The sequence below is a fragment of the Pinirhizobacter soli genome (assembly GCF_015905305.1).
GTDB classification, from domain to species: Bacteria; Pseudomonadota; Gammaproteobacteria; order Xanthomonadales; family Rhodanobacteraceae; genus Pinirhizobacter; species Pinirhizobacter soli.
Genome location: NZ_JADZLQ010000001.1, coordinates 2,020,350 through 2,039,084 on the forward strand (window position 1 = coordinate 2,020,350; position 18,735 = coordinate 2,039,084).

The following is an 18,735-nucleotide window of genomic DNA, read 5'->3' on the forward strand; positions in this document are numbered from 1 at the left end:
GCATGTCATTGATTCGACCGCTGGTACTCGGCTGTGCACTGGCCCTTTCAGCCTGCGCCACCGTGGCCCCCCAGCCCAAGGGTGCCCCGGCACCCGCCCAGGCGGCCCAGCCCGCGGTGGCGGCCGCCGTCCCCGCCGACGACAACCTCAACGCTGCCTTGTGGAGCCAGCGGGCGGTCGAGCACGACATGATCTACGAAGAGGTGTTCCGCGACGCGCAGGCAAAACTCGCCACCGCGCTGAAGGACCCCACCTGGGATGCGCTGCCCAAGGACGACCGCACCACCCCGATAAGCAGGAAGCTCAAACCCGCCGTGGTGCTGGACATCGACGAAACCGTGCTGGACAACTCGCCCTACCAGGTGCGCGTTATTCGCGGGGGCGGTGAATTCAACGAAGCGGACTGGGCTGCCTGGTGCAAGGAAGCCGTGGCCCGCGCCATGCCCGGTGCGGTGGCCTTCACCCAATGGGCCGCCAGCCACGGCATCGCCGTGATCTACGTATCCAACCGCGCCAAGGACCTGGACGAGCCGACCCTGCGCAACCTGCGCCAGGCCGGCCTGCCGGTCTCGGGTCCCGAGGCCTTCCTGGGCCTGGGAACATTCGTCCCCGATTGCGACCAGGCGGGCACCGAGAAGGGCTGCCGCCGGCAATTGATCGCCAGCAAATACCGTGTGCTGATGCAGTTCGGCGACCAGGTGGGCGACTTTGTCACCGTGCTTGCCAACACTCCTGAAGGCCGCGAGAAAGCCATTGCACCGTATCGTGCGTGGGTCGGCGAGCGCTGGTTCGTATTCCCCAATCCGACCTATGGATCATGGGAGCCGGCGGTGTTCAACAACGACTACACGCTACCCCGCGAGGAGCGACGCAAGCTGAAAATCGATGCATTGCGCGATAAGTAAATAAATTCAATAAGTTAAGAAGCCTATCTTACCTATTGCCTTAATTTTAACGCGCAATTAAGATAGCCGCGCCGACACCGCAAGCCGCCAAAGCGAAGCGGGCAAGGCCATTTCCCTTTCCGGCCTCGAGCCGGCAAGCCCCGCAGGCCAGACCCGCGGGGTTTTCTTTTTTATGCTGGGCACCATGCACCGCCTGCTCCTAGCCCTCGCCCTGTGCCTGCTCGTTGCCTGCCACCAGGACGACGCGCCCGCGCCCGTGCCCGTGGCCGTGACTCCGCCCGAGGCGGCACTGAAAGCCTCGGTGGACCTGCTGGGCCGGGGAGACTTTGCCGGCTTCTGGCAGCACGCCCTGCCCCCGGCGGATTTAGCCAACCTCAAGGCCGATTGGCAGCGCCGCCCCGGCGCGCTCGACGACGCCGACCGGCGCCGTCTGGACGCAGCCCTGGCCGGGCTCGGCCGCGATGGCGCCGACAAGAAGCTATGGACCGGCATATCACCCTTCGTGCTTCACTTCGAGCGCGACTACCGCGAGCAGATGCCGCTGACCATCGGCGTCTTCCAGTCCATCGCCATGACCGGCATCGGCAGCGCCCGTTCGCTCACCACCGCGCAAAAGGCGCTGGCCCGCGAGGCGGTGCTGGCCTTGGGTCCATGGGCGCAGGCCGCGCCATGGGGGGATGTCGCCGCCGCGCACAAGGCGATCGACATCGCGGTGGCAGCGGGCAAGGACCTGCAATATCCCGCCGACGGGCGACCTGCGGACTTCGATACATCCATGCGTAACCAGCAACTGGCCTTCAATGCCGTGGTGGACATGGCCCACCTCTACAACCTGGATCTGGATGCCATGTTCGCCTCGGCGCATACCCAGGTGCTGGAGAATACCGAGGCCAGTGCACGCGTGCGCCTGCTCTATACGCTGGTGGACCGCCCGCTTTCGATCGAAATCGCCATGGTGCGTGAAGACGGCCACTGGTATGACCGCGATCTGCTCGAGTCGGTGCGTTCCACCCACGACGACATCGTCCACGGGATCGGCACCGACGTCCCCGCCGCGCCCTTAACAAGCGCACGCTAAACTAGCCCGATGGCTGATCCTTCCACCTATTCCGTCAATCCTGCCCGCACCCGCCCGCGAGGCCCCTGGTGGTTCGCACTGCTGAGCCGCGTGCTCGAACCGTGGGTGCGTATCAAGCGCGATCCGGCCGAGCCCTCCACCCTGCTCAGGGCCGATATACCGGTCTGCTACGTGATCGAGCGCGATGGCGTGTCCGATGCGCTGATCCTTGAGCGCGCCTGCCGCGAAGCGGGCCTGCCCAGCCCCATGCAGCCGGTACCGAACATCCCGGTGCGCCGGCGCCGCGCCATGTTCGCCCTGGCCCGCCGCGAAGGCTGGGGCTTCGGCCGGCGCCAGGCTGCCTTGCCCAAGGAGCCCTTGAACCGGCTGGTGCATGCACTGGAAGCCATGCCGCACCAGGATGTCCAACTTGTACCGGTGTCGATCTACGTCGGCCGCGCCCCTGGCCGCGAGAGCGGCTGGTTCCGCGTGCTGTTCTCGGAAAACTGGGTGGTGGTGGGCCGTTTCCGGCGCCTGCTGGCCGTGCTGTTGAATGGCCGCGACACCGTGGTGCATTTCGCAGCGCCCGTGTCGCTGCGCCAGGTAATCGATGACGCCGGCGACATCCGCGCCGAACGCCTGACGCGCAAGATCGCCCGCGTGCTGCGAACGCATTTCCGCCGCATCCGTGCCGCGGTGGTCGGCCCTGACCTCTCCCATCGGCGCACCGTGGTCGACGCGGTGCTCAATGCCGAACCGGTACGCGAGGCCGTGGCCGCGACGTCGGCCAAGGAGAAGATCCCCTACGCCAAGGCTTGGCGCCGCGCCCACGACATGGCCATGGAAATCTCGGCCGACTATTCCCACCCGGTGGTGCGTTCCACGTCTTTCCTGCTGTCGAACTTCTGGAACAAGCTTTACGACGGCATTGCCATGCACCATTTCGACAAGGCACGCGCCGCGGCGCCCGGTCACGAAGTGGTGTATGTGCCATGCCATCGCAGCCATACCGACTACCTGCTGTTGTCTTACCAGTTGCACCAGTCCGGCGTGGTGCCGCCGCACATCGCCGCCGGTGTCAACCTGAACCTGCCGGTGATCGGCCCGATCCTGCGTCGCGGCGGCGCCTTCTTCCTGCGCCGCAGCTTCCGCGGCAACGCGCTGTATTCGGTGGTGTTCAACGAATACCTCGCGCAGTTGGTCGACCGCGGCGTGCCGCTGGAGTATTTCATCGAAGGTGGCCGCTCGCGCACCGGCCGACTGCTGGCGCCGCGCGCCGGCATGCTGGTGATGACGGTGCGTGCGTTCCTGCGCGCGCCGCGCCGCCCGGTGCTGTTCCAGCCGGTGTACATCGGCTACGAGAAACTGATGGAAGGAAAATCCTACATCGGCGAATTGACCGGCAAACCGAAAGAGAAGGAATCGCTGCTGGGCCTGTTGCGGGGCCTGAAAGTGCTGCGCCAGCGCTACGGGCATGTCACCTTGAACTTCGGTGAACCGATCGCACTGGAACCGCTGCTCGATGCCGCCGAGCCCGCCTGGCGCCAGACCACGGCCGTGCCCGACGCCAAGCCCGAGTGGCTGTCCGGCATGGTGGACAACCTGGCCGAACGCATCCAGGTGAACATCAACCGCGCCGCCGACGTCAACCCGATCAACCTGCTGGCGCTGGCATTGCTTGCCACGCCCAAGCACGCCATGGCCGAGAGCGACCTGCTGGCGCAGCTGGAACTGACCAAGGCCCTGATCACGGACCTGCCCTATTCCGATCGCGTTACCGTTACCCCAAGCCCGCCGGCCGGCATCATCGCCTACGGCGAACAGATGGGCTGGATCCGTCGTGTGCGCCACCCACTGGGCGACGTGCTGATGGCCGAGGGTGAGCAGGCGGTACTGCTTTCGTACTTCCGCAACAACGTGCTGCACTTGAATGCCACGGCTGCGTGGGTGGCCTGCTGCTTCCTCAACAACCGCCGCATGTCGCGCTCGTCGGTGATCCGCCTGGGCCGCATCGTCTACCCGTTCATCCAGGGCGAGTTGTTCCTGCCGTGGGACGAAGAGGGCTTCACCGGGCAGATGCAGGCCACCATCGACTTCTTCGTGGCCCGCGGCCTGCTGGAAACCTCTGGCGAAGGCCGCCTGCTTGAGCGTGGCCCGGGCCAGGACGATGGCGCCTACCAGCTGCGCGTGATCGCACGCAGCCTGCTGCAGGCCTTCGAGCGCTATTACATCGCCATCGCTGCGTTGGTGAAGAATGGACCGCACACGCTCACGGCGGGGGAGCTTGAGAACGCCTGCACGCTCACCGCGCAACGCCTAGGCATGCTCAACGAACTGTCGGCCCCTGAATTCTTCGACAAGGCCCTGTTCCGCGGCTTCATCCAGAAGTTGCGCGAGCGCAAAGTGGTATGGACCGACGATGAGGGCAAGCTCGATTTCGCCCAGGCCCTGGAAGGCATGGTCGACGATGCGCGGCTGATCCTGGCCCGTGAAGTGCGCCACTCGATCCTGAAGATCACCCCGGGCGGCGCCGAGCCGCGCGATCCGCCGCCACCTGCACTGAAGGAAGCACCCGTCCAGGACGTGGCTTCAGACCTGCACCAGCGGCACGTGGTGAACGAGGAAGAACGGCACCACCCGACCCACCTTCCTTAAGATCGCCCGCGGCCGGTGTTATTCCCGGCCGCAAGCCACCTTCAGACGTTCTCTTCCCGATGCAGGCCGTCGTCGGCAGTATCGGCCTCGAAGAGCCTTTGCAGGTCGCCCAGGGCATCCATGGAAGTCTCGCGAAGCGCCGCGTCGTCGTCGTACACCAGGTACTGCCGGGCCAGCAGCTGTTCGTCGTGCTTGCGGAAGCGCTCGACGCGGGCCTCGGCCAGCTCCTGGGGCATGCCCAGCGCCTGCAGCACCAGGCGGGCCATCTTCAACGAGGAATGGAAGGTCTCGCGCACCGGTTCCTCGATGCCAAGATCCATCAGGCGGAACGCATGCTGCCGGTTGCGCGCGCGGGCGACGATCTTCAGATGGGGAAACTGGCGACGCACCAGCCGCGCGGTACGCAGGTTCATGTCCGGATCGTCCGTGCCCAGCACGAATACCTCAGCCGTCTGTGCCTGTGCCGCGCGCAGCAGTTCCGGTCGCGCCGGGTCGCCGAAGAACAGCGAGGTGCCGCCGAAGCGGCGCGAGAATTCCACCTGCTCGACGGAATTTTCCAGGGCCACGAAGGGGATATCGTGCGCGCGCAGCAGGCGCGAGACGATTTGGCCGACACGGCCGAAGCCGGCGATGATCACCCGGGGGCTGGCAACGTCAGGCGTTTCGAACTCGCGATCAGGCTTGCGTGCCTTGACGTTCAACATGGCGGCCACCGTGATCACCAGCAGCGGCGTCAACGCCATCGACAAGGTGATTACCAGCACCAATACGTTGCGCTGCACGTCGGTGATCAAATGGTTGGACTGCGCCAGGTTCAGCACCACGAAGGCGAATTCACCGCCGCAGGCAAGCAGCGCGGTAAGGCGCAGCGAGTCGGGCATGCCAAGCCGGCCCGCCGACAGGCCCAGCGGCCACAGCACCAGCGACTTGGTCACCAGCAGCAAACCCACCAGGCCCAGGATCAACAGCGGCTGGTGGATCAACAGGGACAGATCCACCGACATGCCCACGCTGATGAAGAACAAACCCAGCAGCAGGCCTTTGAAGGGTTCGATGTTCGACTCAAGTTCGTGGCGGTATTCCGAATCGGCCAGCAGTACGCCGGCGAGGAAGGCGCCAAGCGTCACCGACACGCCGATCAGTTCCATCACCAGCGCCGTGCCCATCACCACCAGCAGCGCGGTGGCCGTGGATACCTCCACGCTGCCTGCGCGCGCGACGAAACGGAACACCGGGCGCAGCAGGAGCCGACCACCGAGCACCACCACGATGATGCCACCGACCACGGTGGCGATCCTGGAGAGCTCCGGCGGGTGCGTTCCGTGTTCCATGGATCCGCCCAGGAGCGGTATGGCGGCAATCAGAGGAATGGCCGCCAGATCCTGGAACAGAAGGATGGCAAAGCCCTGCCGGCCGTAGGCGGAATTCGCTTCCTTGCGCTCGGCCAGGATCTGCAGGCCGAAAGCGGTGGATGACAGCGCGAGCGCACCACCAACAATGACGGCTGATTTCGACGCCATGCCGAACGCCAGGAAGGCCACGCCGCCAATCACCAGCATCGTCAGCAGCACCTGGGCCAGGCCGCTGCCGAACACGGCGTGCCGCATCACCCAAAGACGCTGCGGCGAAAGCTCAAGGCCGATGACGAACAGCATCAGCACCACGCCAAACTCGGAGATCGCGGCGACACCGGCCGTGTCGCGAATCAGGCCAAAGCCGGAAGGCCCGATGGCCAGGCCCGCGATCAGGTAGCCCAGCACCGCCCCGAGCTTGAATCGCTTGGAAATGGGCACCGCCACCACGGTAGCGAGCAGGAAGATGACCGCCGATTGCAGGAACTGATGGTTTTCCATGGCCTCTACCCCGGATCGGTGATCCGAATTATGGCATGGACGATGCGCGGCTCAGCCCGGGTTTTACCTGTCTTCGCGCAACCAGCGCGCCACATCGATGGCGAAATAGGTGAGGATGGCATCGGCGCCGGCGCGCTTGATCGATACCAGCGATTCGAGCACCGTTTTTTTCTCGTCCAGCCAGCCGTTCTGCGCGGCAGCCTTGATCATCGCGTACTCGCCGCTCACCTGGTACACGAAGGTGGGCACACCGAAGGTGTCCTTCACCCGGCGCACGATGTCCAGGTACGGCAGGCCCGGCTTCACCATCACCACGTCGGCGCCTTCGGCAAGGTCGAGCTCGACCTCGCGCAGGGCTTCGTCGCTGTTGCCGACATCCATCTGGTAGGTGTGCTTGTCGGCCTTGCCCAGGCTCGCGGACGAACCCACCGCATCACGGAACGGGCCATAGAAGCTGGAGGCATACTTGGCCGCATACGACAGGATCCGCGTATGGATGAAGCCATGGGCCTCCAGCGCTTCGCGGATGCTGCCGATGCGGCCGTCCATCATGTCCGAGGGCGCGATGAAATCGATACCGGCCTCGGCCTGGGCCAGCGACATCTTCACCAGTGCCTGGACCGTCGGCTCGTTCATCACATAGCCGTCGGCGTCGATCAGGCCGTCCTGGCCGTGGGTGGTATAGGGGTCCAGCGCAACGTCACCGATCAGGCCAAGCTGGGGCCACGCCTTCTTCAGCGCGCGCGCGGCGCGCTGGAACAAGCCCTGCGGGTTCCAGGCCTCGGCACCGTCTTCGCTCTTGGCGTCCGCGCCCACCGATGGGAACAGTGCCAGTGCCGGGATGCCAAGGGCCACGCATTCGCCGCCGAGCTTTACCAGTTCATCGATCGACATCCGTTCCACGCCCGGCATCGAGGGCACCGCCTCGCGCTGGCCCTCACCCTCGATGAGAAAGGCAACCATGATCAGGTCGTGGGCGGTAAGGGTGGTCTCGCGCATGAGGTTGCGGGAGAAGGCATCGCGGCGCATGCGGCGCATGCGGACGGCGGGGAAATTCATGGGCGGGGCCTGCGGTCTTTAAGCCAGGCGGTCATTCTACGCCGCGGGTGGCGGGGGCTGGCGCGGCAAGTTGTCCCGGACCGGCGGCGGCCCTGGGTTGGAGTCAGGGTAATTACCCTGACCCCGCTCCGATGCGAAGGGTGGTGGCGGCGTCGAAGTAGTGCGCACGCGCCGGATCGAAGGCCAGCTCGATTTCGCCACCCGGGTGGGACGCGGCCTGGGGCGGCGCGCGCGACACCAGTTCACCCTCGGCGCCACGCATGTTCAGGAACACCTCGTTCCCCACTGGCTCCACCACGTCGACGAAGGCCTTCAGGCGCGGGAACGCCGCGGGCGTGCCGGTGGCAACCGGCTGCAGGTCTTCCGGGCGTATGCCCATCACCACCTGCTGGCCGAGATGGCTGGCCAACGCGCCGGCGGGAGCGAGCGGCCCCAGTGGCAACAAGGCGGAGGGTGTGCGCAGGGTAAACCCATCCGATTGCTCGAGGGTCCCCGTCCACAGGTTCATCGCGGGACTGCCCAGGAACCCGGCCACGAACAAATTGGCCGGTCTGTCGTAGAGATTCATCGGCGTGTCGATCTGCTGGATCTCACCGCCGTTCAACACCACGATGCGCTGGCCCAGCGTCATCGCCTCGATCTGGTCGTGGGTGACATAGATCATCGTGGCGCCGAGTTCGCGATGCAGGCGTCCGATCTCCACGCGCATGGACAACCGCAGTTTCGCGTCGAGGTTCGACAACGGTTCGTCCAGCAGGAACACCGCCGGATCGCGCACCAGGGCACGGCCAAGCGCCACGCGCTGACGTTGCCCGCCCGATAGCGCCGCCGGCCGGGAAGAGAGCCTTTCGCTAAGGCCAAGCTTGGCGGCGGATTCGGCCACGCGCCGGTCGATCTCTGCCTTCGGCTGTCCGCGCAAGCGCAATCCGAAGCCCAGATTTTCGGCCACCGTCATGTGGGGATACAACGCGTAGTTCTGGAAGACCATGGCGATGTCGCGATCTTTTGGCGCGACGTCGTTCACCACGCGGTCGCCGATCCACAGCTCACCGCCGCTGATGTCCTCCAGGCCCGCGATCATCCGGAGCAATGTGGTCTTGCCGCAGCCGGAAGGCCCTACCAGCACCAGCAGCTCGCCGTCGGCGATGTCGAAGCTGGCTTCCGAAACCGCGACGTGGCCGTTGGGATACACCTTGCGGATCTTGTCCAGGCGGACACCGGCCATACTGTTCTCCACGATGCGATGGGGTATTCTGCCCACGTAATCGTTTACATCAAAGTCCGGCTTTATTGTTGCGATGCAGCATGAGGCGGGCTGGACATTCATGGCGCCGCACAGGCAGGCTTTACGGATTTCGACGGGTTCTTTCTCCATGGCTCATCACAGCGCGCTGCAACCGACCCTCCTTGCCGACGTCGGTGGCACCAATATCCGCTTCGCGATGGCCGACCCCACGCAAAGGTCCCCCTTCCGCGCCGACACCGTGCGCCGGTATCACGTGGCGGACTTCCCCAACATGAGTGACGCGGGCAAGCGCTACTTCCAGGAAACCGGCCTTGAGGCGCACCGCGCCATCGTCGACGCCGCCGGTCGCGTCGCCGATGCGGAGGTGAAGATCACCAACAACCCCTGGGAGATCTCCGCCGCACGCCTGGAACGTGAGCTGGGCCTCGATTCGGTACACCTGGTGAACGATTTCGCCGCGCTGTCGATGGGCGTGCCGCTGCTGGAGCCTGAGGACTGCGTGGTGATCGGCGACGTGCCCTGCCCCACGCTTGGCGCCACGCACGCGCAAACCTTCGCCGTGATCGGCCCGGGCACGGGCCTGGGGGTGGGCGCGCTGCTGATCCGCAACGGCCATTGCAGCGTGCTGGAAACCGAAGGCGGCCATGCCGGCTTTGCCGCGCACACGACCGAAGACATCAAGATCCTGCGACGGCTCAACGAGAAGTACGGCCGCGTGTCCAACGAGCGCCTGATCTGCGGCCAGGGCCTGGTGAACCTCTACGGGGCTCTTTGCGACATTGCCGGCCACACGCCGGAAGACCTCAAGCCCGAGGACGTCACCCAGCGTGCCGAGGACGGCAGCGACCCGATGTGCGTGAAGACGGCCGAACGTTTCGCCGGCATCCTGGGCTCGGTCGCGGGCGACCTGGTGCTTACGCTGGGCGCTTGGGACGGCGTGTACATCGCCGGCGGCCTGCTGCCGATCATGCTGCCGTGGATGGAGAAGGGATCCTTCCGCAAGCGCTTCGAAGAAAAGGGCCGCTTCAAGGCCACCATGCAGAACGTGCCGACGGTGGGCATCATCCACCACGACCCGGGCCTGCTCGGCGCCGCCGCGCTGGCGGTGATCGACGCCGGGTTGCCGCTGCTCAATCGCTAAGAACGGCCCAAGCCCTATCGCGAGGAAATATATTTCTCGCGACGGATGTGCTGCACCGGCAGGCCATGTTCTTTAAGCGCCGCAAACGAGGCGTCGACCATGTTCGGGTTGCCGCACAGGTAGGCGATATCGCCTTCTGCATCGGGCTGAAGTTCCGCCAGCACCGTCTGCACGTATCCCAGGCGATCATGCGGGCGCGGTTCCGGACGTGCGCCGCGGCTAAGGCAGGCGTGGAAGGTGAAGTTCGGGTGCGTGCGGGCAAAGGCTTCGAATTCCTCGCCGTAGAGCAACTCGGTTTCGTTGCGGGCGCCGTACAACAGCACCACCTTCACCCCGCGCGTTTCCATCAGCTTGGCCATCTGCGGCAACATGGCGCGGTAGGGCGTGACGCCCGTGCCGGTGGCGATCAGGATGTAACGCTTGTTGGCGTCGGCCTCCATCAGGCAGAAGCGGCCATAGGGACCGCTGGCATCGACGCTGCCCTCGTGGGCGAGCTCGCCCAGGAGTTTGGTGGCCGCGCCGCCCTCCACGTAACTCACGGCGATCTCCACCCGCTGCACCGGCGAGGCACCATCGCCCACCGTGCCCACCGAGTAGCTGCGCTTGGTCGGCTTGCCGTCGTCGTACTGGAAGTGCACCTGGAGGAACTGACCAGGAATGAACGCCAGCGGGGCGCCGTCGGCGCGCTCGAAGGAAAGATGGCGCACCGTCGGGGCCAGCATGAAGCTGTCGACGAGGCGTAGCTGGAACTGCTCGGCCATGCGGGTTACTCGTGTTCGATCCCCCCATTGTCGGTGATTGGGCCCCCGGGAGGCCAGCAGCGCGGGCACAGCTGCTTTATAATGAAGGCCTTACGTCTTCAAGAAGCTCCCCTCCCCCATGTCCGCACCCGCCTTGCAGGTCAACGACCTGCGCAAGACCTACGGCAATGGCGTCGAAGCCCTGAAGGGCATCTCGCTTACCGTGCAACCGGGCGACTTCTTCGCCCTGCTCGGCCCCAATGGCGCCGGCAAGTCCACCCTGATCGGCATCCTGTCGTCCCTGGTGAACGCCACCGGCGGCGAGGCGGAGATCTTCGGTGTCTCGGTGCACCGCAACCGCTCGGCCGCCATGCAACTGATCGGCCTGGTTCCCCAGGAGCTGAATTTCAACCAGTTCGAGAAGCCCATCGACATCTGCGTGAACCAGGCAGGCTTCTACGGCATCGGGCGCAAGACAGCTACCGAACGCGCCGAGAAATACCTCAAGGAACTGCGCCTGTGGGACAAGGCCCATATGCAGGCGCGCACGCTATCCGGCGGCATGAAGCGCCGGTTGATGATCGCCCGCGCCATGATGAACGAGCCGAGGCTGCTGATCCTGGATGAGCCCACCGCCGGCGTGGACATCGAGATCCGCCGTTCGATGTGGCAGTTCGTCAGCGCCATCAACGCTGCGGGCACCACGGTGATCCTCACCACGCACTACCTGGAAGAGGCTGAGCAGCTGTGCCGCAACATCGCCATCATCGACCACGGCAAGATCGTTGAAAACACCTCGATGAAAAATCTGCTCTCGAAGCTCGATGTCGAATCGTTCGTCCTTGACGTAGCTTCCATGCCGGCCGAATTGCCGACGATCGAAGGCGTCACCCTGCGTCGCGTCGACGACCATACCCTCGAGGCCGAGATGGCCCGCTCGCACGACCTGAATTCCCTGTTCGGGGTACTTACCCAGCGCGGCGTGGTGGTCACCTCCATGCGCAACAAGACCAACCGCCTGGAGGAACTCTTCGTGCGACTGGTGGAACACGGCCGGGAGGTGGCGGCATGAGCGCCTCGATCAACATGGTGGCCCTGGGCACCATCGTGCGCCGGGAAGTGTCGCGCATCACGCGCATCTGGACACAAACGCTTATCCCCCCTGCCATCACGATGACGCTGTATTTCGTCATCTTCGGCAAGCTCGTGGGTTCGCGCATCGGCACCATGCACGGCTTCACCTATATGCAGTACATCGTGCCGGGCCTGGTGATGATGAGCATTATCACCAACAGCTACGGCAATATCTCCAGCTCCTTCTTCGGCGCCAAGTTCCAGCGCTTCGTGGAGGAAATGCTGGTGTCGCCGATGCCCAACTGGGTGATGCTGTCCGGCTACGTGATTGGCGCGGTCGTGCGCGGCGTGGTGGTGGGCGCGCTGGTGCTTGTGATCGCCCTGTTCTTCACCGACCTTCACATCACGCATTGGGCCATCACCTTCTTCTCGGTGCTGCTGGGCGCCACGGTGTTCTCGCTGGCCGGCTTCGTCAATGCGATGTTCGCCAAGAAGTTCGACGACATCGCACTGGTACCGACCTTCGTGCTCACCCCGCTTACCTACCTGGGCGGCGTGTTCTATTCCATCGACCTGCTGGGCGAGCCGTGGCACACCATGTCGCAGGTGAATCCGATCCTGTACATGGTCAATGCCTTCCGCTACGGGGTGCTTGGCGTGTCCGATGTCGACGTCGTCACCGCTTTCGCCGTCATGCTGGCCTTCGTGGTGGGCCTCACCGTGATCGCCCTGGTGCTGCTGCGCCGCGGCGCCGGCCTGCGCTCCTAAAGGCTTACCGTGCGCGTCAACAAGTACATCAGCGAAGCGGGCCTGTGCTCGCGTCGCGAGGCCGACGAGTGGCTGCAGGCGGGCCGCGTCACCATCAATGGCGAAACCGTCGGCATGGGCGCCAAGGCGCTCGACGGCGACGAAGTGCGCGTGGATGGCGATGTGGTGGTGGCGCGTACGATGGCCACCACGCCGACCGCGCGCAAGGCGGTGTACATCGCGCTCAACAAGCCGGTCGGCATCACCTGCACTACCGAACACGGCGTGGATGGAAACATCGTCGACTTCGTCGATCACCCGCAGCGCATTTTCCCCATCGGACGCCTGGACAAGGATTCCGAAGGCCTGATCCTGCTCACCAGCAATGGCGACATCGTCAACGAGATCCTCCGCTCGGAGAACAACCACGAGAAGGAATACCTCGTGGCGGTGAACAAGCCGGTGACGGATGAATTCTTGAGCGGCATGGCGCGCGGCGTGCGCATCCGCGGCCAGATGACCAAACCCTGCCGCACCCGACGCATTGCAAAATTCGGCTTTTCCATCGTGCTTACCCAGGGCCTGAACCGGCAGATTCGCCTGATGGCAGCGGAATTCGGTTATCGGGTGACGCAGCTAAGGCGCGTGCGTATCGTCAATGTCCGGCTGGGGAAGTTGAAGGTGGGGCAGTGGCGAAATCTCACCGAGGCAGAGCTGAAGGGATTGCTGCCTTCGCGTAAGCAGTGGTGAGGCGACTTCGTCGGATGCCCCACGCTTTGCACGACTGAATCCTACATACACCATGTAACGGTTTGTCGTAGCCTTCTCTCAGCTCAAGGAAGAACCGGGTTTGCGATCATGGAGCAGCGGGTAGCAAAACTGGAGGTGGAAGTTGTGGGCCTACGCAGGGACAGCGACACTCATTCTGTCGATATACGGTCCATTCGCGAGTCGATAGCAGATCTTGTAAAACAAGTATCCATAGTTTCCAGCAATGTCGACAAGACCGACATGCGCATGAGCGCGTTTATCGATTCGGTGAATACACAGACCGACATGCGCATGAGCGCGTTTATCGATTCGGTGAATACACAGACCGACATGCGCATGAGCGCGTTTACCGATTCGCTGAATACGCGGCTCGAATCCGTGGATGCCCGCTTCGGAGCGGTGCCCACGAAACTCCAGGTAGCCCTGTGGGGGCTCACCGGCCTGACCGCTTTGCTCGGCGGCACGGTCGCTTTTCTCATCGTGATGTTGCGGATCGCCGGGTATTCGGTCCTCGCCGAGATCCTGCAAGCCGTAAAGCTCTGACCAGCTGACGATACGGCCACCGGCCGGAGATGCGATCATGGCGGCATGACCACGTTCAACGCCCTCGCCCTCCGCCCCGAACTCACCGCCAGCGTCGAGGCCCTGGGGTATACGGAAATGACCCCGGTGCAGGAACATAGCGTTCCGCCCATCCTGCTGGGCCGCGACGTGATCGCCCAGGCCCGTACTGGCAGCGGCAAGACGGCCGCCTTCGGCCTGGGGCTGTTGCAGTCGCTGGACGAGTCCACCATCCGCCTGCAAGCCCTGGTGCTGTGCCCCACGCGCGAACTGGCCGACCAGGTCTCCAAATCCATCCGCAAGCTGGCTGCCAATATTCCCAACGTAAAACTGCTTACCCTGTGCGGTGGCATGCCGCTGGGTCCGCAGCTGGCCTCGCTGGAACACGACCCGCACATCGTGGTGGGTACGCCTGGCCGCATCCAGGAACACCTGAAGAAGGGTAGCCTGCACGGCGGCGGCATCAAGGTGCTGGTGCTGGATGAGGCCGATCGCATGCTGGACATGGGCTTTGGCGAAGCCATCGACGACATCGTCGGCCGAATCTCCAAGCACCACCAGACGCTACTGTTCTCGGCCACGTATCCCGACGAGATCCGCCAACAGAGCAAGCGCCTGCAGAAGAACCCGGTCGAGGTCACCATCGAATCGGCGCCACTGGAAACCACCATCAGCCAGCGCTTCGTGAGCGTGGATGGAGACAAGGTCGACGCGCTCGCCCGCGTGCTTGGCGTGGATTCGCAAAGTGCCCTGGTGTTCTGCAATATGCGCAAAGACACGGAAGTCGTCGCCGAGGCGTTGGACAAGCTCGGCTTCTCCGCACTGGCGCTGCACGGCGACCTTGAACAGCGCGATCGCGACGAGGTGCTGGTCCGCTTCGCCAATCGCAGCTGTAACGTGCTTGTAGCGACCGATGTCGCCGCCCGCGGCCTGGATATCGTCGGCCTGTCACTGGTGGTGAGCTACGACGTGGCCCACGACGCGGACACCCACACGCACCGCATTGGCCGCACGGGCCGTGCGGGCGAGGCGGGCCTTGCGATCACCCTGGTCACTTCGCGGGAGAACGCCAAGGTCAAGGCCATGGGCGATTTCGAGATGGAACCACTGCGTGCCGCCCCGGCCAAAAAGCGCTTGCAGCTGGCGCCGATGAAAACCCTGGTCGTCGATAGCGGCCGCAAGGAAAAAGTCCGCCCGGGCGATATCCTGGGCGCGCTCACCGGCGATGCCGGCCTGCCAGCCACGGCCGTAGGCAAGATCGACGTCTACGCTACGCGCTCTTATGTGGCCATCCAGCGCGATGTCGCCAACAAGGCGCTGGAACGCCTGCGCGCCGGCAAGATAAAAGGCCGGAACTTGCGCGTGCGCCCGCTGGGCTAGTTCTTTACACTGTCCGCCGGGCACCGGGGCGTGCCCGCTAAACCAGGGGACTTTCGATGACGATCATGTCCGGCATGGCCCGCATGGCCATGCTTGCGGCGCTCCTTGCCGCGCCGTTCCATGCCTTCGCGGATGAAGGCACCCAGGAACGGGCCTTGCTTGATTCACTCAAACTGCAGACCGGCACGGTGCCGGTACCCGCCGCGCACGCCACGCTGGCGCTGCAGCCGGGCTATTCCTTCCTGTCGGCCGGGGACGCACAAAAAGTGCTGACCGACCTCTGGGGCAATCCGCCGGACAAGGAAGTACTGGGCATGATCGTGCCGGGCGAAACGTCCTCGGTGCTGGTCGATGAAAATACTTGGGCGGTGATAGTCACGTATTCCGACGATGGACACGTGAAGGACGACGACGCCAGCAGCATCGACTACGACGACCTGCTCAAGGACATGAAGAAAGGCACCGCCGAATCGAGTGCCGAGCGCGTAAAACAGGGTTACCCGGCGATCGAGCTGGTGGGATGGGCCACGCCACCGCATTACGATGCCGCCACGCACAAGCTGTACTGGGCACGCGACCTGAAGTTCACCAAGGATGGCCATAGCGGCCGGTCGCTCAACTACGACATTCGCGTGCTTGGCCGCCATGGCTATCTGCAACTGTCCGCCGTGGCGCCGCTTACCCTGCTGCCCAAGGTGGAAGCGGATATGCCCAAGGTGCTGGCCATGACCGAGTTCGATCCGGGCGTGCGCTATACCGATTTCAGCCCCGGTACCGACAAGGTGGCGGCCTATGGCATTGCAGCGCTCGTGGCCGGCGGCATTGCCGCGAAGGCAGGCCTCTTCGCCAAGCTTGGCTTGTTGCTGCTGGGTCTTAAGAAATTCCTGATCATCGGCGTTGCCGCGATTGGCGCTGCGATCAAGAAGTTCTTCAACCGCAAGCAGGCCTGACTTTAAAACGCGAACCCTTGCGGCGCTTTCAAGTGCCGCGAGGCTTGGCACGGTGCGTGGGCGTGGCAGCCCACGGGTCGTCGGGCCACGGGTGGCGCGGGTAACGTCCCTTCATTTCCTTCTTCACCTCAGGGTAGGTACGGTCCCAGAAGCCTTTCAGGTCCTGCGTCACCTGCACGGGACGTCCGCCGGGTGACAGCAAGTGCAGCATCACCGGCACGCGGCCATCGGCCACGCGGGGCGTATCGGCCATGCCGAACAATTCCTGGAGCTTCACCGCCAGCACCGGCGGCGCCGCCGCGTCGTCTTCCTGCACGCCGTAGGCAAGCGCCCGCGTCATGCCGCTGGGCACGCGCAGGCTCTCCGGGGCCTGGGCATCCAGGGCGACGCGCTGCTGGTAATCGAGCATGCCGGCCATCGCCTGCGAGAGGTCGGCGGAGGCAATGGCATCCAGGCGGCGCTTTCCCGCAAGGTGTGGCGCAAGCCACGCATCGAGCGAGCTGAGCAGGGCCTCATCACCTACATCAGGAAGTTCAAGCTCGGGGCGCCATGTGCGCAACGCCTGGATGCGCGCACGCAGGTTGCGCGCGTGGTCACTCCACGGCAATGCGCCCAGGCCGCGCTGGCGCACCACGGCCATCAGCGCCGGCAAGGCATCTTCCGCCGTCACCGGCACGCTGCGACGCTCAAGCACGATGGCTTCGTAGCGCCGCTCGAGGAATGCTTCCACCGCATCGCGCTCGTCGTTCCAGCGCAGGCTGCGCTCCTGGACGAACTGCGTTGGGTATTCCCGCTCGAGTGAGTCCGGGTCGAAGGGTGCGCCGGCCACGATGAAGCTATCGGGCGACTCGTGGCGCAGTTCAATCACCACCAGCCACGGCTCGCCGTAAAGCGCCGAGGCCTCGTGCAGGCGCGCGCCGCGGCCGTTGGCCAGGGTGTAACGCAAGGGATTGCCGTCGTCACGCCGTGCGACACGATCGGGAAAGGCGTGCAGCATCAGATCGCCCACGGTACGGGCGTCAGGCACGCCGGTCGCACCGTGGCGCACGCCCAGCCGGCGTCGCCAGCCCATGGCTGCTTTCTCGATCGCGGCCAGCGCACCGACATCGGCGTCCCGAACGCGTCGTGCCCCGCCGTCACGCCACAGGTGCAGCGCGGATAGCCGGGCACGGAAGTCGTCGCTGCGCGACAGTTCGCCTCGCAGGGGCGAGCGCGCATCCATCAGGGCAAGCAGGTCCGCCACCAGGGGGCGCAAGGTCTCCGGCGCACGCAGCGCGGCAGCGGCCAGTCGCGGCGTGGCGCCCAGTGCAGCCATGCCTCGCCCGATCTGCGTAAGTCGCCCGCCATCATCCAGCGCGCCCAGCCGCAGCAACAGGTCGCGCGCCTGGGCCATGGCACCGGCGGGTGGCGCATCGAGCCACGGCAAATCATCGCTGCCCCAGGTCGCCAACTCCAGCGCCAGGCCCGACAACTCGGCCTGGGCTATTTCCGCCGTGCGCGACGGCTCCAGCCGCCGGCTCTGCGCCCACAGGCGATACGCCCTTCCTGCCTCCACTCGCCCCGCACGACCGGCACGCTGGTCGGCCGAGGCCTGGGAAATATTCACCGTCGCAAGGCGGGTGAAACCGGAGTTCGGATCGAAGCGGGGCTCGCGCGCCAGGCCTGAATCCACCACCGCGCGGATACCCGGCAGGGTCACGCTGGACTCGGCCACGTTGGTTGCCAGCACCACGCGCCTCGCGCCGGGTTCTGCCGGCGCCAGCGCCGATTGCTGGTCGATCAGCGACAGTTCGCCATGCAGGGGCAGCACTTCGACCTCATCGCCGGTCATGGTTTCCAGCATGCCGCGCGCCCGGTCGATCTCCCGCCGTCCCGGCAGGAAGGCCAGCACGTCGCCCTCGTTGTCGCGCAATGCCTGCACCACGGTACGGGCCAGATGCTGCTCGATGGTCTCCTGCGTGCGGGCGGGCGGATATTCCACCGTCACCGGAAAACTGCGCCCGGGGCTGCTGATGCGCGGGCAATCGAACCACCGGGCCACGCGCTCGCCGTCGAGCGTGGCGGACATCACCACCAGGCGAAGATCCGGCCGCATCGCCGCCTGCACATCCAGGGCCAGTGCCGCGCCCAGGTCGCCCGCGAGGTGGCGTTCATGGAATTCGTCGAAGAGGATCGCGCCCACATGGGCGAGCTCGGGATCGTCCTGCAGCATCCGGGTAAGGATGCCCTCGGTCACCACCTCGATCCGCGTCGCCGCGCTGATGCGCGATTCGAAGCGGATGCGATAGCCCACCCGCGCCCCTACTTCTTCGCCCAACTGGCGCGCCATGAACGACGCCGCCGCCCGCGCGGCGATGCGTCGCGGTTCCAGCACCACGATGCTGCGGCCTTCCAGCCACGGCGCGTCAAGCAGCGCCAGGGGCACCTGGGTGGTCTTGCCTGCGCCCGGCGGTGCTTCCAGCACCAGGCGCGGATGCGCGGCCAGGGAGGCCAGGATGTCGGGGAGTACCTCCCCGATGGGGAAATCGGTCATACGGCCATGGTAATGGATGGCCGTCGCGCCCCTTCCCCAGCGCAACATAACCGTCACGATCGC

15 protein-coding genes are annotated in these 18,735 nt (G+C 65.1%); 10 read left to right on the forward strand and 5 right to left on the reverse strand.

All coding sequences use genetic code 11. The annotated features are described in order from the left end of the window. The first annotated feature begins 2 nt into the window (after positions 1-2). The 3 genes from NDK18_RS08965 to plsB all read left to right on the forward strand — a co-directional run bounded on the left by NDK18_RS08965 (position 3) and on the right by plsB (position 4,617). Positions 3-905, forward strand: a complete 903-nt coding sequence (locus NDK18_RS08965; protein WP_250627562.1) for a 5'-nucleotidase, lipoprotein e(P4) family — start codon at positions 3-5, stop codon at positions 903-905. A 184-nt stretch (positions 906-1,089) separates the two neighbouring features. Further along, entirely contained in the window at positions 1,090-1,983 is an 894-nt protein-coding gene (locus NDK18_RS08970) for a hypothetical protein (RefSeq protein ID WP_250627563.1), read from the forward strand. 9 nt (positions 1,984-1,992) lie between these two features. After that, on the forward strand, positions 1,993-4,617 hold the full coding sequence (gene plsB, locus NDK18_RS08975) for a glycerol-3-phosphate 1-O-acyltransferase PlsB (protein WP_250627564.1): 2,625 nt from the start codon (positions 1,993-1,995) through the stop codon (positions 4,615-4,617). A gap of 41 nt (positions 4,618-4,658) precedes the next feature. Here the strand turns inward: plsB and NDK18_RS08980 are convergent, their stop codons facing one another. The 3 genes from NDK18_RS08980 to NDK18_RS08990 form a co-directional block, all read right to left on the reverse strand. Then, positions 4,659-6,470 (reverse strand): monovalent cation:proton antiporter-2 (CPA2) family protein, encoded by a 1,812-nt coding sequence (locus tag NDK18_RS08980; RefSeq protein WP_250624628.1) that lies wholly within the window; start codon positions 6,468-6,470, stop codon positions 4,659-4,661. Positions 6,471-6,533: 63 nt separating this feature from the next. Next, positions 6,534-7,529: a porphobilinogen synthase gene (hemB, locus tag NDK18_RS08985; protein WP_250624627.1), complete on the reverse strand. Its 996-nt coding sequence runs from the start codon at positions 7,527-7,529 to the stop codon at positions 6,534-6,536. A gap of 112 nt (positions 7,530-7,641) precedes the next feature. Next, on the reverse strand, positions 7,642-8,754 hold the full coding sequence (locus NDK18_RS08990; RefSeq protein ID WP_250624626.1) for an ABC transporter ATP-binding protein: 1,113 nt from the start codon (positions 8,752-8,754) through the stop codon (positions 7,642-7,644). Between the two features lie 148 nt (positions 8,755-8,902). Here NDK18_RS08990 and glk point away from each other — a divergent pair, with 148 nt between their 5' ends. Beyond that, the gene (gene glk / locus NDK18_RS08995; protein WP_250624625.1) at positions 8,903-9,916 is read left to right on the forward strand and encodes a glucokinase; all 1,014 of its coding nucleotides are present in this window, start codon (positions 8,903-8,905) and stop codon (positions 9,914-9,916) included. Positions 9,917-9,930: 14 nt separating this feature from the next. Here the strand turns inward: glk and NDK18_RS09000 are convergent, their stop codons facing one another. Beyond that, positions 9,931-10,677, reverse strand: coding sequence for an FAD-binding oxidoreductase (locus tag NDK18_RS09000; protein WP_250627565.1), 747 nt, complete (start codon positions 10,675-10,677; stop codon positions 9,931-9,933). 118 nt (positions 10,678-10,795) lie between these two features. Between NDK18_RS09000 and NDK18_RS09005 the strand changes: the two genes are divergently transcribed. The 6 genes from NDK18_RS09005 to NDK18_RS09030 all read left to right on the forward strand — a co-directional run bounded on the left by NDK18_RS09005 (position 10,796) and on the right by NDK18_RS09030 (position 16,139). After that, complete coding sequence (locus NDK18_RS09005) at positions 10,796-11,728, forward strand: ABC transporter ATP-binding protein (protein ID WP_250624623.1); 933 nt, start codon at positions 10,796-10,798, stop codon at positions 11,726-11,728. Then, positions 11,725-12,498, forward strand: coding sequence for an ABC transporter permease (locus NDK18_RS09010; RefSeq protein ID WP_250627566.1), 774 nt, complete (start codon positions 11,725-11,727; stop codon positions 12,496-12,498). Before NDK18_RS09005 ends, NDK18_RS09010 begins: the two co-directional genes overlap by 4 nt. Positions 12,499-12,507: 9 nt before the next feature. Next, positions 12,508-13,227 (forward strand): pseudouridine synthase, encoded by a 720-nt coding sequence (locus tag NDK18_RS09015; RefSeq protein ID WP_250624621.1) that lies wholly within the window; start codon positions 12,508-12,510, stop codon positions 13,225-13,227. A gap of 108 nt (positions 13,228-13,335) precedes the next feature. Beyond that, the gene (locus NDK18_RS09020) at positions 13,336-13,791 is read left to right on the forward strand and encodes a hypothetical protein (RefSeq protein ID WP_250627567.1); all 456 of its coding nucleotides are present in this window, start codon (positions 13,336-13,338) and stop codon (positions 13,789-13,791) included. A 45-nt stretch (positions 13,792-13,836) separates the two neighbouring features. Beyond that, positions 13,837-15,189, forward strand: coding sequence for an ATP-dependent RNA helicase DbpA (dbpA, locus tag NDK18_RS09025; RefSeq protein WP_250627568.1), 1,353 nt, complete (start codon positions 13,837-13,839; stop codon positions 15,187-15,189). Positions 15,190-15,245: 56 nt separating this feature from the next. Further along, positions 15,246-16,139, forward strand: a complete 894-nt coding sequence (locus NDK18_RS09030; RefSeq protein WP_250624618.1) for a DUF2167 domain-containing protein — start codon at positions 15,246-15,248, stop codon at positions 16,137-16,139. Positions 16,140-16,167: 28 nt separating this feature from the next. Here NDK18_RS09030 and hrpB read toward each other — a convergent pair whose 3' ends face one another. Continuing rightward, entirely contained in the window at positions 16,168-18,672 is a 2,505-nt protein-coding gene (gene hrpB / locus NDK18_RS09035) for an ATP-dependent helicase HrpB (RefSeq protein ID WP_250627669.1), read from the reverse strand. Positions 18,673-18,735 lie beyond the last annotated feature (63 nt).

Excerpts from the sequence above, each read along its gene's own strand:
- NDK18_RS08965 (WP_250627562.1), top strand. The coding sequence starts at position 3 with ATGTCATTGATTCGACCGCTGGTACTCGGCTGTGCACTGGCCCTTTCA.
- NDK18_RS08970 (WP_250627563.1), top strand. The coding sequence starts at position 1,090 with ATGCACCGCCTGCTCCTAGCCCTCGCCCTGTGCCTGCTCGTTGCCTGC.
- plsB (WP_250627564.1), top strand. The coding sequence starts at position 1,993 with ATGGCTGATCCTTCCACCTATTCCGTCAATCCTGCCCGCACCCGCCCG.
- NDK18_RS08980 (WP_250624628.1), bottom strand. The coding sequence starts at position 6,470 with ATGGAAAACCATCAGTTCCTGCAATCGGCGGTCATCTTCCTGCTCGCT.
- hemB (WP_250624627.1), bottom strand. The coding sequence starts at position 7,529 with ATGAATTTCCCCGCCGTCCGCATGCGCCGCATGCGCCGCGATGCCTTC.
- NDK18_RS08990 (WP_250624626.1), bottom strand. The coding sequence starts at position 8,754 with ATGGCCGGTGTCCGCCTGGACAAGATCCGCAAGGTGTATCCCAACGGC.
- glk (WP_250624625.1), top strand. The coding sequence starts at position 8,903 with ATGGCTCATCACAGCGCGCTGCAACCGACCCTCCTTGCCGACGTCGGT.
- NDK18_RS09000 (WP_250627565.1), bottom strand. The coding sequence starts at position 10,677 with ATGGCCGAGCAGTTCCAGCTACGCCTCGTCGACAGCTTCATGCTGGCC.
- NDK18_RS09005 (WP_250624623.1), top strand. The coding sequence starts at position 10,796 with ATGTCCGCACCCGCCTTGCAGGTCAACGACCTGCGCAAGACCTACGGC.
- NDK18_RS09010 (WP_250627566.1), top strand. The coding sequence starts at position 11,725 with ATGAGCGCCTCGATCAACATGGTGGCCCTGGGCACCATCGTGCGCCGG.
- NDK18_RS09020 (WP_250627567.1), top strand. The coding sequence starts at position 13,336 with ATGGAGCAGCGGGTAGCAAAACTGGAGGTGGAAGTTGTGGGCCTACGC.
- dbpA (WP_250627568.1), top strand. The coding sequence starts at position 13,837 with ATGACCACGTTCAACGCCCTCGCCCTCCGCCCCGAACTCACCGCCAGC.
- NDK18_RS09030 (WP_250624618.1), top strand. The coding sequence starts at position 15,246 with ATGACGATCATGTCCGGCATGGCCCGCATGGCCATGCTTGCGGCGCTC.
- hrpB (WP_250627669.1), bottom strand. The coding sequence starts at position 18,672 with ATGACCGATTTCCCCATCGGGGAGGTACTCCCCGACATCCTGGCCTCC.